This is a genomic window from Streptomyces sp. NPDC002573 (assembly GCF_042889625.1).
Classification (GTDB): domain Bacteria; phylum Actinomycetota; class Actinomycetes; order Streptomycetales; family Streptomycetaceae; genus Streptomyces; species Streptomyces gibsoniae.
The window spans coordinates 23,083-36,495 of the sequence record NZ_JBIARC010000070.1 but is presented as its reverse complement, the minus strand read 5'-3'; the positions used below and the strand labels follow the sequence as shown (position 1 = coordinate 36,495).

Below are 13,413 nucleotides of genomic sequence, written 5' to 3'. Positions count from 1 at the left end.
TCTTCGAGCCGAACACGAGGACGATCACCAGAACCAGGAGCACCAGGTGCCACGGCTCAAGTGCGTTGCGGAACATAGTCTTCACCTTCTCACTGAGGCGGGGCAGCAGTGCATGTGACCGGTCGGACAGGTGTCTGACCATCGTGCTGGCAGCGATCGTATCGTCAAGGGATGAACACGGGACCATCCCTGTGCGTACTTCCGCTTCTACGGACCGTGCCTTGTTCTCCGGACCACGAGTAGCAGAGTACCCAGCCGCGAGGGCGAAGTGCCCTATAGCGCACGACGTTCGGAAGCTCACAGGAGTTCCCGGTGTGGCTCACAGGGAGTCTGCCGCCCGGGTCGCGCTCACGGTCGCCTGCTCCAGGTCCTCGGCCGCCCTGTTGATACGGCGCGCCGCGTCCGAGACCTGCCTGCCCAGGCGCTGCGTCTCCAGGAAGACGCGGACGGCGAGCACACCGAGGACGGCAAGTCCCACGAAACCCAGAGCTACTGCGAACATCGGCCAGAACATGACGCCGAGCCTAGACGGTCCTGGACGGTTCCGTTCGATCAGCGGACGGACCGGAGGGAGAGAGACCCGCGCCGTGGAGTCCGGCCAAACAGATGGCGGCGGTCTTCTCGAACAACTGATCTTGACAGGCGACATTGATCTCCGTTTAGTATCGGCTCGACCTGAGGCCGGGGGAACGCCGATAACTGTCGTCCATGAAATGGATCGACGGCCAATCCGTTGTGTTTCCCTTGGCTTTCATCCATACAATTTCATGGGGGAAACATGAAGCTCAAGCAGCGCTTCAGCCTCATCGCTGCCAGCTCTGTCGCAATTCTCAGCATAACCGCCGCCACGCCGGCGAGCGCGGCCACCATGTCGGCGGATTCCGTGCACCGTGGCAGCGTGGGTTGCTTCAACTATTCCTGGGGGGACGGAAGCGCGACCTACACGATCTACTACCACAACACCTGCACCGTGAAGTCGGCGATCGCCGGCACCACCAACGCGCTGTTCGACAACAAGTGGTGCGCCGATGTGGCTGCGGACGGCAAGGGCCACACCGTGGTGTACAACAAGCCCATGACCTTCTCGTCCTCCAGGGGCGGTCACTGCTGACCTGCCGCAAGGCAAAATTCCCGTCGGTCAGGCAATTTCGTTCGGACCAGCACGGGTGATAATGTCTCGCCACTGCTCGGGGGCCGGGTCACAGCAATGTGGCGCGGCCCCCTCACGTTTGGGGCTTCGAATGCAATAAAAAGCCTACGGCTGATCCGCGCTGAATATCATCGCCGACATGAGCCGCCATGCCACCGATAACCGGTCAGTGCAGCCGCAGGGTCCTGACCCCGCCTCCGGTGAGCAATTCGATGATGCGCTCCCCCGCCGGCTTGCGCACGGACGAGGCGCACTCGGGGCAGGTGAAGGAGTAGAACGTCGTCTTGCTGCTGGCGCCGATCACCAGTCGCAGCGCGCTCGCACCCAGTTCGAAACGGGCCCGGCAGTCCGGGCAGCCGGCTCTGAACACAACGTCGGCCACGCGGCGCATGCCGGCGAACGCCGTCCGCACCGACATCTCCGCCACCCCGGGCGCCTGCGGCGCACCCGCCGCGGCACCCGACTGCTCCGACGCACCAGACATCGCCGACATGCTCACAGACCCTGCTCCTGCCTGTCGTACAGCCCGTCCTGAACTCCGTCCGGCTCGTCGTACGCCGCGAGCGCCTCACGGGCCGCCCGGCGGGCGCTCTCCGCGAGGTCCGGCGGCGACACGATCCGGCCGTCCCGCCCGAGCCGCAGCGCCAGCCGTCGCAGCGATGCCGGGTCCGGGGTCCGCAAGGTGATACGCAGCCCGCCGTCCGGCAGCTCATCCGCCCGGTCGTGCGGGTAGTACTCGGCGACCCAGCGCCCGGCCGGGCCGACCTCGACGACCACCTCGGGGTCCTCGGCGGCGGGCTGGACGAGCCCCGCCGACAGATCCCGCAGCTCGACCTCCGGCGGCGCCGACGGCTCGTCCAGGATCCTGATCTCGGCGACCCGGTCGAGCCGGAAGGTTCGGCGCGCCTCGGAGCGGCGGCACCACGCCTCCACATAGGTGTGCCCGACGCTGACCAGACGGATCGGGTCGATCTCGCGCTCGGTGACCTCGTCACGGGCCGGCGAGTAGTAGCGGATCCACAGCCGGCGGCGCTCGGAGATCGCACGGTCGACGTCCGCGAAGACGCCGCCCTCCGACTCGAACGTCACCGACAGGCGTGAGCTGGCGCCCGCGGCCTCACCGGCGGCGGTCTCCACCTTGGCGGTGGCCCGCAGCAGCGCCTGCCGGTCGCCCTCGCGCAGTCCGGGCAGGGTGGCCACGGCCCGCGCGGCGACGAGCAGTGCGGTCGCCTCGTCGGCCGCCAGCCGCAGCGGCTCGGCGGCCTCCGCGCCGAGAGCGGCGGGGTTGTGCCACCAGATGCGCTCACCGTCGGTGTCGATGTCCAGCAGATCGCCCCCGCGGAAGCTGGTGCCGCACATGGGCAGCACATCGAGGTCCGAGACCAGCTCGTCCTCGGTGATCCCGAACGCCCGGGCGACGTCCTCGATGCGCGCACCGGGACGCTCCCGCAGATACGTCACCAGGGAAAGCATCCGCCGGGTCTGGTCGATGGCGTTCGCGGGCCTGGCCGGCTTGGCTGCCACTGTGCTTCGTCCCCCTTCTCAGCCCTTGGCCACGGCACGCAGCCGGTCCACCACGTCGGCCCGCAGCTCGGCGGGGTCCAGGACCACCACATCGGGCCCGAACTCGACCAGCCAGGCATCGAGGCCGTGCCCGTACGGAATCTCCAACTCGTCCCATCCGTCGCCGAGTTCCCGCACGGCGGTGGCTTTCGCCCGAAGGGGGTACCCGGCGCCGGTACGCAGCCGGATGCGGGCCGAGCGGTCCGCGGTCTCCCCCGCCCAGCTCGCCACGGTCTCCCGGACCGTGACCACGTCGGGCACCGGCGCGGTGAAACCGCCGCTGCGGCTGCGCACCTTGCCGGTGATCCGGGACAGCCGGAAGACACGCTCCGCGCCCCGGTCCCGGTCCCAGCCGGCCAGATACCAGTGGCCGCGCCAGCACTCCAGCGCCCAGGGCTCCACCTGCCGGGGCTCGGGGCGCGCGGCGGTGGCCTTGCGGTACTCGAAGACGACGGGGCGGCGGTCCCGGCAGGCCAGCATCAGCGGCTCGAAGGCGGCCTCGTGCACGGGGATACGGGGTTCCAGGGCGCCATGGACCTCGTACGGGTCGACGTCCTCGGGCAGACCCGCGGCGCGCAGCTTCTGCAGCGCACCGCTCGCCGCACCGGCGAGCCGGGCCTGCTGCCACACCTTGGCGGCCAGGCCGAGCGCGGCGGCCTCCTCGGCGTCGAGCGTGATGGGCGGGAGCCGGTTGCTGTCGTGGCGGGCGAGATAGCCGATCTCGCCGTCCAGGTTCTCCACGGTCTCGATGACCAGGCCCAGCTCGCGCAGATCGTCCTTGTCGCGCTCGAACATCCGGTTGAAGGAGTCGTCCGACCCCGCCTCGAGATAGGCCTCGATGGACTCGCGCAGTTCGCGCTTGCTGAGCGGCCGCCGCGTCCCGAGCAGACACAGCGCCAGGTTCATCAGCCGCTCGGCCTTGGCAATGGCCATCGACGCCCTTCGCCTCCCTATGGTGCTTACGATCGACGACCGTACCGCTCGCAGCGGGCACGGCAAAAGCCGAGCGCCCATGCCCGCACGGGCATGGGCGCAAGATGATCGGTTCCGATCACCCCTGTCACACCGGACGCATCCCACTCGAGCCGTGGCGCGTGGGCGCGAGGCCGGCCCGAGCGGGCGCCGGTGGCCGGGGATCGGATCAGACCGCGACCAGGTCGCAGACGAAGATCAGCGTCTCGCCGGGCTTGATGCGGGCGCCGGCGCCACGGTCACCGTAGGCGAGGTGCGGAGGGATGGTCAGCTGGCGGCGGCCGCCGACCTTCATGCCCTGCACGCCCTGGTCCCAGCCCTTGATGACCTGGCCGACGCCGAGCTGGAAGTTCAGCGGGGCGCCACGGTTCCAGGACGCGTCGAACTCTTCACCGGTGGAGAAGGCCACGCCCACGTAGTGGACGGAGACGGTGTCGCCCGCCTTCGCCTCCGGACCGTCACCCTCCCAGATGTCCTTGATCTCGAGGTCGGCCGGCGGCTCGCCGCCCGGGAAGTCGATCTCGGGCTTCTCGATGCTCACGTCAAAAGCTCCTGCTTGTTGGGGTTGAGGCCATTACGGCAAGACCGACATTCTCACATCGCCCCGAGGGTTTACATCTTCGCCAGGATGTCCACCGAGAACACCAGCGTGGAGTCCTTCTTGATGCCGCTGCCCTGGGGCGGGTTGTCGCCGTAGCCCAGCTTCGGCGGGATGACGATCAGGACCCGGCTGCCCACCTTCTTGCCGGTGAGTCCCTCGGCCCAGCCCTTGACGACCTGCTGCAACGAGAACGACGTCAGCTGCCCGCGGCCGTAGGTGGAGTCGAACTCCTTGCCGGTGTCCCACAGCACACCCTTGTACTGCACCAGGACGGTGCTGTCCGCAGCGACCTGGTCGCCGCTGCCCTCGATCACGTAGTTCGCGACCAGGCCTGTCGGCGGCTTCACCTTCGGGACGTCGATGGACGGGGCCTTGCCGTCGGTGTTGGTACCGACCTTCGGCAGCTTCGCGTCGTTCTGCGCCACGTCCTTGCCCTTGGCCGAGCTCTTCGCGTTGAACGAGTTCTGGATGTCCACCACGAACACCAGCGTGTCGCTGCCCTTGATACCCGCCTGGGTGTTGCCCTGCGAGCCGTAGCCCCAGGTCGGGGGCACGGCCATCAGCACGCGGCTGCCGACCTTCTTGCCCTGGAGCGCATACCGCCAGCCGTCGATGATGCCGCCCTGGGCGAGCTGGATGACCAGCGGCGTCTTGCGGTCGTAGGAGTTGTCGAAGACCTTCGCCGTGTCCCAGATCTGGCCCAGGTAGTGGGCCTGGATGTAGTCGTTCTCCGCGACGATCTGGCCGCCGCCCGCGATCACCGACTTGACCGCCAGGTCCTTGGACGGTGCACCCGGCCCCTTCGCCACGGTCGGTTTCTCGCCGAACTTGGTCCCGGCGGTGATCGCCGGCAGCGGCGCCTCCACGATCTTCGGCGGCGGGGCGGCGGACGGAGCCGTTGCCGGGGCCGAGGGGGACGGACTGGTGCCGGTCTTGCTCTTGCCGGATCCACTGTCGCCGCATCCGGCGAGCGTGACCAGTCCGGCGGGCAGAGTCGCAAGGAGCAGCGAGCGTCGGCGCACGATGGGGCCTCGTATCGATCGATCTTGACGGTTGTCGTGCGCGCAACTCTACGGCGTGACAAGGGCGCCGGACGGCAAACGTACGGCGCCCGCGTTGCGTCCGGCTACCCGCCCGAACGAAACCTCACATACCGGCGATCAGCTTCTCCACCCGGTCGTCCACCGAACGGAACGGGTCCTTGCACAACACGGTCCGCTGCGCCTGGTCGTTCAGCTTGAGATGCACCCAGTCGACCGTGAAATCACGCCGCTGTTCCTGGGCCCGCCGGATGAAGTCGCCGCGCAGCCGCGCCCGAGTGGTCTGCGGGGGAACCGACTTGCCCTCGAAGATCTTCAAGTCATTGCAGATCCGGGTGGCTTGACCCTTCTTTTCCAGCAGGTAGTACAGACCACGACGACGATGGATGTCGTGATAGGCGAGGTCTATCTGCGCGACTCGCGGATGCGACATCGTCATGTTGTGCTTGGCGCGATACCGCTCGATGAGCTTGTACTTCATCACCCAGTCGATTTCGGTACCGATCCGGTCGAGGTCCTCCGACTCGATCGCGTCCAGCGTACGGCCCCACAGCTCCAGGACCTGTTCGACCGTGCCCGTACGGATGCCGCGGCGCTCGCAGAAGTCCACGGCCTTCTCGTAGTACTCGCGCTGGACCTCCAGCGCGGAGGCCTCGCGCCCGCTCGCCAGGCGCACCTTGCGGCGGCCCGTGATGTCATGGCTGACCTCGCGGATGGCCCGGATGGGGTTCTCCAGGGTGAGGTCCCGCATCACCGTGCCCGCCTCGATCATGCGCAGCACCAGGTCGGTGGCGCCCACCTTGAGCAGCATCGTCGTCTCGGACATGTTCGAGTCACCGACGATGACGTGCAGCCGGCGGTAGCGCTCGGCGTCTGCGTGCGGCTCGTCCCGGGTGTTGATGATCGGCCGGGAACGCGTGGTCGCCGAGCTGACGCCCTCCCAGATGTGCTCGGCGCGCTGGCTCACGCAGTACACCGCGCCCCGAGGTGTCTGCAGCACCTTGCCGGCGCCGCACAGCAGCTGCCGTGTGACCAGGAACGGAATCAGGATGTCCGCGAGCCGGGAGAACTCCCCGTGCCGCGCCACCAGATAGTTCTCATGGCAACCGTAGGAGTTGCCGGCCGAGTCCGTGTTGTTCTTGAAGAGATAGACGTCGCCCGCGATTCCCTCCTCGTGCAGGCGGCGCTCGGCGTCGACCAGCAGCCCCTCGAGAATGCGCTCACCGGCCTTGTCGTGGGTGACCAGTTCGATCACATTGTCACACTCGGGTGTCGCGTATTCCGGATGTGAGCCCACGTCGAGATAGAGGCGGGCACCGTTGCGCAGAAAGACATTGCTGCTACGGCCCCATGACACGACACGGCGGAAGAGGTACCGCGCCACCTCGTCAGGCGACAGGCGGCGCTGTCCCCTGAACGTGCACGTGACGCCGTACTCGTTCTCCAGCCCGAAAATGCGGCGGTCCATGACTGAACATTACGCCCGATCCCCCGAGCTGAAACGGGGTTCGACAGCACGGTTTGGATCATTTTCCGATGAAGCCGCAACCACCGCGCCCTCCCCGGGAGCTGCCAGGACCCGTCCGGTGGCCAGCAGGACCAGCAACGACACGGCCCCCGCGACACCCGGCACCGCGAACCCCCACCGGGCCCCGCCCGCCTCCACGACCGGCCCCGCCACCCCCGTACCGACCGACGCACCCACGGTGAACGTCGTCACAAGCCAGGAGAACGCCTCGGTGACCGTCCCCGTCGGCGCATGCCGGTCCACGATGATGAACGCGCAGGCGATGCACGGTGCGAGGAAGACTCCCGCCAGCACCGTCAGCAGCACCATGGCCACGGCGCCCGGCACCAGCGTCAGCGGCAGATAACACACCGCCAGAAGCCCCACCAGCACACGCAGTCGCCGCTCCGGCGCACCGCGCCACTGCCGCGCGCCGTACAGCGTGCCCCCGGCGAGCGCGCCGAGCCCCAGCCCGGCCATCAGCCACCCGTACACCGTGTCCCCGCCGTGCCCGTCGGCGTACGACACCGACGCCACCGTGATGGAACCGAGCGCGATCCCGACGGACAGGAACGCCCCGAGCAGCACCAGCAGCCCCGGCGAGCGCAGGGCGCCGAGCCAGTGCGCGGCGCGCGGCGCCGACCGCCACGCGCGCGACGGCGGCGAGACGACCACCGACAGGGCGCCCAGCACCCCCAAAGCGCTCAGCACCACGAGCGCGACCCGGGCCGACCACAGGGACGCGCAGAGCGTCACCAGCAGCGGTCCGACGGTGAACATCACCTCCTGCGCGACCGCGTCCATCGCATACGCGGTGTGCATCTGCTCCTCGCGGCGCAGCACGGACGGCCACAGCGCCCGCAGGCCGCCCTCCAGGGGCGGCGTGAACAGCCCGGCGACCGCCATCGCGGCATACGCCACCACGCGCGGCTCCAGGCCCGTCAGCGCGAAGGCGGTCATGGCGAGGGCCGAGACCAGCGCGGCGGGCAGCTGGACACGCGGCTGGCCGTGCAGATCGACCAGCCGGCCGAGCAGTGGCTGCCCCGCGGCGTTGGCCACCCCGTACACCGCCGCGAGCGCACCCGCGAGGCTGTACGTGCCGCCCTCGGCGCGCACGAAGAGCACCACCGCGATCGCCGCGGTGGCGTTCGGCAGCCGGCCCACGAGCGTCCCGACGAGCAGACGCGCGGCGTGCCTCGCCCTCAGGATCTCCAGATAACCCGCGGCCATCCCGCCCTCTCTCATGTCGTTCTCTCATGTCGTTCACACGGGACGTTGTACGTATAACGTCCGTCGTCATACGTACCATGTGCGCTGTCCACGAGTCCAGACGAAAGAGCAGGCCCACGGTGGCATCAGGTAGCACGCGACCCACGAGCCGCGATGTCGCCCAGGCCGCCGGAGTCTCCCAGGCCGCGGTCTCCCTGGTCCTCGGCGACAAATGGCGCGGGCGCGTCTCCGCGGCCACCGCCGAACGGGTACGCGAGGCCGCCCGGGACCTCGGCTACCGGCCCAACCTCGCCGCACGCAACCTCCGCCTCGGCCGCACCCGCACCGTCCTCCTCGTCGTCCCCGCCCTCACCACCGAGTTCTTCGCGGGCGTCTACACCGGAGCCGCCCGCGTCGCCGCCGAGCACGGCTTCGGCGTCGTGCTCTACCCCTCACCCGAAGGCGTCGGCCCCGCCAGGGACCCCTTCCACTCCGCACAGGCGGCCCTCGACGGCGTGATCGCCTCCTCCATGGCCGCCGACGCCCTCACCGCCATCCGCGGCGACCAGCTCCCCCTCGTGATGCTGGACAGCGACCCGCACGGCAGCCTCGGCGCCGCCACCGTCAACCTCGACATCGCCGACGGCGTGCGCCAGGTGGCCGACCATCTGCTCGCGCTCGGCCACCGCCGCTTCCTCCACCTCGCCGCCGACGTCCCCTCCTGGACCTTCCGCATCCGCGCGCAGGAGCTGGCCGCACGCCTCGACGGCACACCCGGCGCCACCCTGCGCACCACCCGCGCGCCCATCTCCATCGAGGACGCCCTCGCCGCCGCCGAAGCCGCCCTCGCCGCCCCCGGCCCCCGGCCCACCGCCCTCGTCTGCGACGACGACAAACTCGCCGCCGGCGCCTACAAGGCCGCCCGGCGCCTCGGTCTGCGCGTCCCCGAGGACCTCTCCGTCACCGGCCTCGACGACCTCGCCCTCGCCAGCGCCCTGGACCCGGAGCTGACCACCGTCCGGCTCGACGCGGAACTCTTCGGCGAACGCGGCATGGAGGTCCTCCTCGCCGTCCTGGACGGCCGTACGCCGGAACAGGGAGACATCCCCGTCGAGCTTGTCGTACGGGGCTCCACGGCCCCGCCCCGCCCCTGAGACACACCCCGGCACAACGCCGCGCGCCCGGGCCGGAAAGGGCCGGGGCGCGCGGCGTTGTGCCGGGGTGGGCGTCACGCCCCTCGCGAGGCGCGACGCGGGATCACTCCTCGTCCTCCGCGGAGTCGGCCTCCGCCTCGGCGACGGTCCTCGCGCCGTCGGCCTGCAGCAGCCGGGAGAGCTGCCGGCCCACGATCCGCTTGAACTTCCGCGCCTGCGGACGCGTACGGTCCAGCACCGCGACCTCCAGGCGCTCGGCGGGGATCTCCCGCTCGCTGCCGTTGGTGTCCCGGGACAGCGCCTGCACCGCCAGCTTCAGCGCCTCCGCCAGGGTCATGCCGTCCCGGTGGCGCTGGTCCAGGAAGCTGCTGATCTGCTCCGCGTTGCCACCGACCGCCACCGAGCCGTGCTCGTCCACGATCGATCCGTCGTGCGGCAGACGGTAGATCTGGTCGCCCTCCGGGGTCTCCCCCACCTCGGCGACCACCAGTTCCACCTCGTACGGCTTCTCCGCCGCACTCGAGAAGATCGTGCCCAGCGTCTGGGCGTACACGTTCGCCAGACCCCGGGCGGTCACATCGTCCCGGTCGTAGGTGTAGCCCCGCAGGTCGGCATAGCGGACCCCGCCGATGCGGAGGTTCTCGTACTCGTTGTACTTACCGGCCGCCGCGAAACCGATCCGGTCGTAGATCTCGCTGAACTTGTGCAGCGCACGGGACGGGTTCTCGCCGACGAACACGATGCCGTCGGCGTACTGCATCACGACCAGGCTGCGGCCGCGCGCGATGCCCTTGCGGGCGTACTCCGCCCGGTCGGCCATGGCCTGCTGCGGGGAGACATAGAACGGCGTCGACACCGGTTATCCGTCCCTTTCTGTCAAAGTCACACGATCACCTTCACCACAACCAGCCCCGGCGTCAGAGCAAGGCGGCCTTCGGGCCGTCCGGCTGGTCCAGACGGTGCTGCAGGACCGCACGGGCGATGTCACCCGCCTCGTCCTCGGTGAGCCGGCGGAAGCCGTCCTCGGTGATCACGGTGACGATCGGATAGATCCGGCGGGCGACATCGGGACCACCGGTCGCCGAGTCGTCGTCTGCCGCGTCGTACAGAGCCTGGACCACCAACGTAGTGGCCTGCTCCTCGGTCAGACCATCACGGTAGAGCTTCTTCATGGCCCCGCGCGCGAAGATCGATCCGGAACCCGTGGCCGCGTAGCCGTACTCCTCGGAGCGGCCGCCCGTCACGTCATAGGAGAAGATGCGGCCCCTCTCCCGGTCCAGGTCGTACCCGGCGAAGAGGGGCACCACGGCCAGGCCCTGCATGGCCATGCCGAGGTTGGAGCGGATCATGGTCGACAGGCGGTTCGCCTTGCCCTCCAGGGAGAGCTGGGTGCCCTCGACCTTCTCGAAGTGCTCCAGCTCCAGCTGGAACAGCTTCACCATCTCCACGGCGAGACCCGCGGTGCCGGCGATGCCGACCGCCGAGTACTCGTCCGCCGGGAACACCTTTTCGATGTCCCGCTGGGCGATCACATTGCCCATGGTCGCGCGGCGGTCACCCGCGAGCACGACGCCCCCCGGGAACGCCGTGGCCACGATGGTGGTGCCGTGCGGGGCCTCGATCACGCCCTGGGTGGGCGGCAGCTGCCGTTTGCCGGGCAGCAGCTCGGGCTGGTGCTCGGAGAGGAAGTCCATGAAGGACGCCGACCCGGGCGTCAGGAAGGCGGCCGGTAGACGCCCGGTGCTACGAGGGTTGGCTTCCACGCGTTTCCTTCCAGGTAGTCGGCAGCTCGGTGCATCGCTTCGGGGTCGTCCCCCAACAGGCCGAGGCCGGAATTGCAGTTGAAGCACAGTACGCCACGGACCCTACCCGTCTCATGACTCTGATCAACCTGGGTCGCAGGGGCCGCCCGACGGACACGGCGGACACCCCCGCGGGAAGCCGTCAGCCGGTCACGCTCGGCCGCGCGGCTCCGTCTCTCCGCGGCACTGGCGGTACGTGTGAGCTTGCGGGACAGCGGCGGACGGCGGAAGCGTCCCGCCCTGGCCCGCCGGCGCTCGAGCCCCGGTGCCGCGAGCCGTCGAGGTTCGTCCGCCCGACGGAGAAGGCTGCGGGCGGCATGACCTCGCCGCACCGCCCGCAGCACTGCACCTACAACCTGGTCGCCACCCCTACCCCTCGTTCACCTTCAATGCGAAGGGAAGAGAGGCTTACTGCCCACCCTTTTGAACGAAGGAGCGCACGAAATCCTCGGCGTTTTCCTCGAGGACGTCGTCGATCTCGTCCAGAACCGAGTCCACGTCGTCGCTCAGCTTCTCGTGTCGCTCCTTGAGGTCGTCGGAGGCCTGCGCGTCCTGCGCCTGCTCCTCGACCTCCTCCGTGGAGCGCGTGGCCTTCTGCTGTCCGCCGCCGGTGTCCTTGGTCGCCATAACCCTCACCCCGCTCAGTTCGCCCGACATGGTCGGCATTCCTGCCGATCGGTGATGATCAGACCCTACAAGCCCGGTCCGACATCGGCCCCGTGGTTGCTCCAAGTACAGGGACCGCCTCGATGATTCCCGGACGCCGGGATTTACTACCCTGCCCGGCCGAGGCGCCCGCACACCCGCTCAGCCGCCGGAAAGCACCCTGACCAGGTCCTCCGCCGTACGGCAGCGGTCCAGGAGCTCCTTGACGTGATTACGCGTTCCGCGAAGCGGTTCGAGGGTTGGGACGCGCTGCAGGGAGTCCCGGCCCGGGAGGTCGAAGATCACCGAGTCCCAGGAGGCCGCCGCGACGTCGTCCGCGTACTGCTCCAGGCAGCGGCCGCGGAAGTACGCGCGTGTGTCCTCCGGCGGCTTTGTGCGGGCCCGCTCGACCTCGTCCTCGTCCAGGAGGCGCTTGATGCGACCCCGGGCCGCCAGACGGTTGTAGAGGCCCTTCTCGGCGCGTACGTCGGCGTACTGGAGGTCCACCAGGTGCAGCCGGGCGGCGTCCCAGTCGAGGCCGTCGCGGCGCCGGTAGCCCTCCATCAGCTCCCGCTTGGCGACCCAGTCCAGTTCGCCGGCCAGGCTCATCGGGTCCCGCTCCAGACGGTTGAGCGTGTCCTCCCAGCGGGCCAGGACGTCCTTGGTCTGGTCGTCGGCGTCGGTCCCGTAGCGCTCCTCCACGTATTTGCGCGACAGCTCGTAGTACTCCATCTGGAGTTGGACGGCGGTGAGCGTCCGGCCGCTGCGGAGCGTGACGAGGCGCTTCAGTCCGGGGTCGTGGGAGACCTGGTGGAGGGTGCGTACGGGCTGGTCGACGGCGAGGTCGACGGCGATGAAGCCGTCCTCGATCATCGACAGGACCAGGGCGGTCGTGCCCAGCTTGAGATAGGTCGAGATCTCCGACAGGTTCGCGTCGCCGATGATCACGTGGAGCCGGCGGTACTTCTCGGCGTCCGCGTGCGGTTCGTCCCGTGTGTTGATGATGGGCCGTTTGAGTGTCGTCTCGAGGCCGACCTCGACCTCGAAGTAGTCCGCGCGCTGGCTGAGCTGGAAGCCGTGCTCGTGGCCGTCCTGGCCGATGCCGACGCGGCCGGCGCCGGCGACGACCTGGCGGGAGACGAAGAAGGGCGTGAGGTGGCGCACGATGTCCGAGAAGGGGGTCTCCCGCTTCATCAGGTAGTTCTCGTGCGTGCCGTAGGAGGCGCCCTTGTTGTCGGTGTTGTTCTTGTAGAGGTGGATCGGCTGGGCCCCGGGAAGCTGGGCGGCGCGTTCCGCGGCCTCGGCCATGATCCGCTCGCCGGCCTTGTCCCAGAGGACGGCGTCGCGGGGGTTGGTCACCTCGGGAGCGCTGTACTCGGGGTGTGCGTGGTCGACGTACAGTCGCGCGCCGTTGGTGAGGATCACATTGGCCAGGCCGATGTCCTCGTCGGTGAGCTGGCTGGCGTCGGCGGCCTCGCGGGCGAGGTCGAAGCCTCGCGCGTCCCGCAGCGGGTTCTCCTCCTCGAAGTCCCAGCGGGCCCGGCGGGCCCGGTGCATCGCCGCCGCGTAGGCGTTGACGATCTGGGATGAGGTGAGCATGGCATTGGCGTTGGGGTGGCCGGGGACGGAGATGCCGTACTCCGTCTCGATGCCCATTACTCGCCGTACGGTCATGCGGCCCTCCTTGCCAGGCGGCGCCCTCGGTCGGGGGCGGCGCTCAAGTACCGCTGGTGCTCCGGTGCGCGTGCGGTGCCCGTCCCCGCACGGCGC

At 69.3% G+C, this 13,413-nt stretch carries 15 protein-coding genes; 2 read left to right on the top strand and 13 right to left on the bottom strand.

Features of this window, described 5'->3' with window-relative positions:
- Nucleotides 1-319: 319 nt before the first annotated feature.
- A complete protein-coding gene (locus ACFYX0_RS38560; protein ID WP_311699136.1) occupies nucleotides 320-514 on the bottom strand; it encodes a hypothetical protein in 195 nt (64 codons plus the stop codon).
- Nucleotides 515-778: 264 nt separating this feature from the next.
- On the opposite strand from ACFYX0_RS38560, the gene ACFYX0_RS38555 reads away from it, so the two are divergent.
- Nucleotides 779-1,111: a hypothetical protein gene (locus ACFYX0_RS38555; protein WP_388978109.1), complete on the top strand. Its 333-nt coding sequence runs from the start codon at nucleotides 779-781 to the stop codon at nucleotides 1,109-1,111.
- A gap of 205 nt (nucleotides 1,112-1,316) precedes the next feature.
- Here the strand turns inward: ACFYX0_RS38555 and ACFYX0_RS38550 are convergent, their stop codons facing one another.
- The 7 genes from ACFYX0_RS38550 to ACFYX0_RS38520 form a co-directional block, all read right to left on the bottom strand.
- A complete protein-coding gene (locus ACFYX0_RS38550; RefSeq protein ID WP_388978106.1) occupies nucleotides 1,317-1,643 on the bottom strand; it encodes a hypothetical protein in 327 nt (108 codons plus the stop codon).
- A gap of 2 nt (nucleotides 1,644-1,645) precedes the next feature.
- Complete coding sequence (locus ACFYX0_RS38545; RefSeq protein WP_388978104.1) at nucleotides 1,646-2,674, bottom strand: helix-turn-helix transcriptional regulator; 1,029 nt, start codon at nucleotides 2,672-2,674, stop codon at nucleotides 1,646-1,648.
- Between the two features lie 18 nt (nucleotides 2,675-2,692).
- A complete protein-coding gene (locus ACFYX0_RS38540) occupies nucleotides 2,693-3,646 on the bottom strand; it encodes a WYL domain-containing protein (protein ID WP_355924605.1) in 954 nt (317 codons plus the stop codon).
- A 208-nt stretch (nucleotides 3,647-3,854) separates the two neighbouring features.
- Nucleotides 3,855-4,226 carry an FKBP-type peptidyl-prolyl cis-trans isomerase gene (locus ACFYX0_RS38535; protein ID WP_355924607.1) on the bottom strand — a complete coding sequence of 124 codons (372 nt, stop codon included), beginning with the start codon at nucleotides 4,224-4,226 and terminating at the stop codon, nucleotides 3,855-3,857.
- Nucleotides 4,227-4,297: 71 nt separating this feature from the next.
- A complete protein-coding gene (locus ACFYX0_RS38530; RefSeq protein ID WP_388978101.1) occupies nucleotides 4,298-5,308 on the bottom strand; it encodes an FKBP-type peptidyl-prolyl cis-trans isomerase in 1,011 nt (336 codons plus the stop codon).
- Nucleotides 5,309-5,432: 124 nt separating this feature from the next.
- Nucleotides 5,433-6,794: a Pup--protein ligase gene (pafA, locus tag ACFYX0_RS38525; protein WP_059125684.1), complete on the bottom strand. Its 1,362-nt coding sequence runs from the start codon at nucleotides 6,792-6,794 to the stop codon at nucleotides 5,433-5,435.
- A 9-nt stretch (nucleotides 6,795-6,803) separates the two neighbouring features.
- Nucleotides 6,804-8,063, bottom strand: coding sequence for an MFS transporter (locus ACFYX0_RS38520; RefSeq protein WP_388978118.1), 1,260 nt, complete (start codon nucleotides 8,061-8,063; stop codon nucleotides 6,804-6,806).
- 119 nt (nucleotides 8,064-8,182) lie between these two features.
- On the opposite strand from ACFYX0_RS38520, the gene ACFYX0_RS38515 reads away from it, so the two are divergent.
- Nucleotides 8,183-9,196: a LacI family DNA-binding transcriptional regulator gene (locus ACFYX0_RS38515; RefSeq protein ID WP_388978099.1), complete on the top strand. Its 1,014-nt coding sequence runs from the start codon at nucleotides 8,183-8,185 to the stop codon at nucleotides 9,194-9,196.
- A gap of 103 nt (nucleotides 9,197-9,299) precedes the next feature.
- On the opposite strand, the gene prcA is transcribed toward ACFYX0_RS38515, so the two are convergent.
- The 5 genes from prcA to dop all read right to left on the bottom strand — a co-directional run bounded on the left by prcA (nucleotide 9,300) and on the right by dop (nucleotide 13,317).
- Complete coding sequence (prcA, locus tag ACFYX0_RS38510) at nucleotides 9,300-10,052, bottom strand: proteasome subunit alpha (protein ID WP_355909054.1); 753 nt, start codon at nucleotides 10,050-10,052, stop codon at nucleotides 9,300-9,302.
- Between the two features lie 61 nt (nucleotides 10,053-10,113).
- On the bottom strand, nucleotides 10,114-10,959 hold the full coding sequence (gene prcB / locus ACFYX0_RS38505) for a proteasome subunit beta (RefSeq protein WP_388978096.1): 846 nt from the start codon (nucleotides 10,957-10,959) through the stop codon (nucleotides 10,114-10,116).
- Nucleotides 10,911-11,330: an endonuclease domain-containing protein gene (locus ACFYX0_RS38500; protein ID WP_388978115.1), complete on the bottom strand. Its 420-nt coding sequence runs from the start codon at nucleotides 11,328-11,330 to the stop codon at nucleotides 10,911-10,913. Before ACFYX0_RS38500 ends, prcB begins: the two co-directional genes overlap by 49 nt.
- A gap of 76 nt (nucleotides 11,331-11,406) precedes the next feature.
- On the bottom strand, nucleotides 11,407-11,625 hold the full coding sequence (locus ACFYX0_RS38495) for a ubiquitin-like protein Pup (protein ID WP_181794039.1): 219 nt from the start codon (nucleotides 11,623-11,625) through the stop codon (nucleotides 11,407-11,409).
- A gap of 180 nt (nucleotides 11,626-11,805) precedes the next feature.
- Nucleotides 11,806-13,317 (bottom strand): depupylase/deamidase Dop, encoded by a 1,512-nt coding sequence (gene dop / locus ACFYX0_RS38490; protein ID WP_355909049.1) that lies wholly within the window; start codon nucleotides 13,315-13,317, stop codon nucleotides 11,806-11,808.
- Between the last annotated feature and the right edge of the window lie 96 nt (nucleotides 13,318-13,413).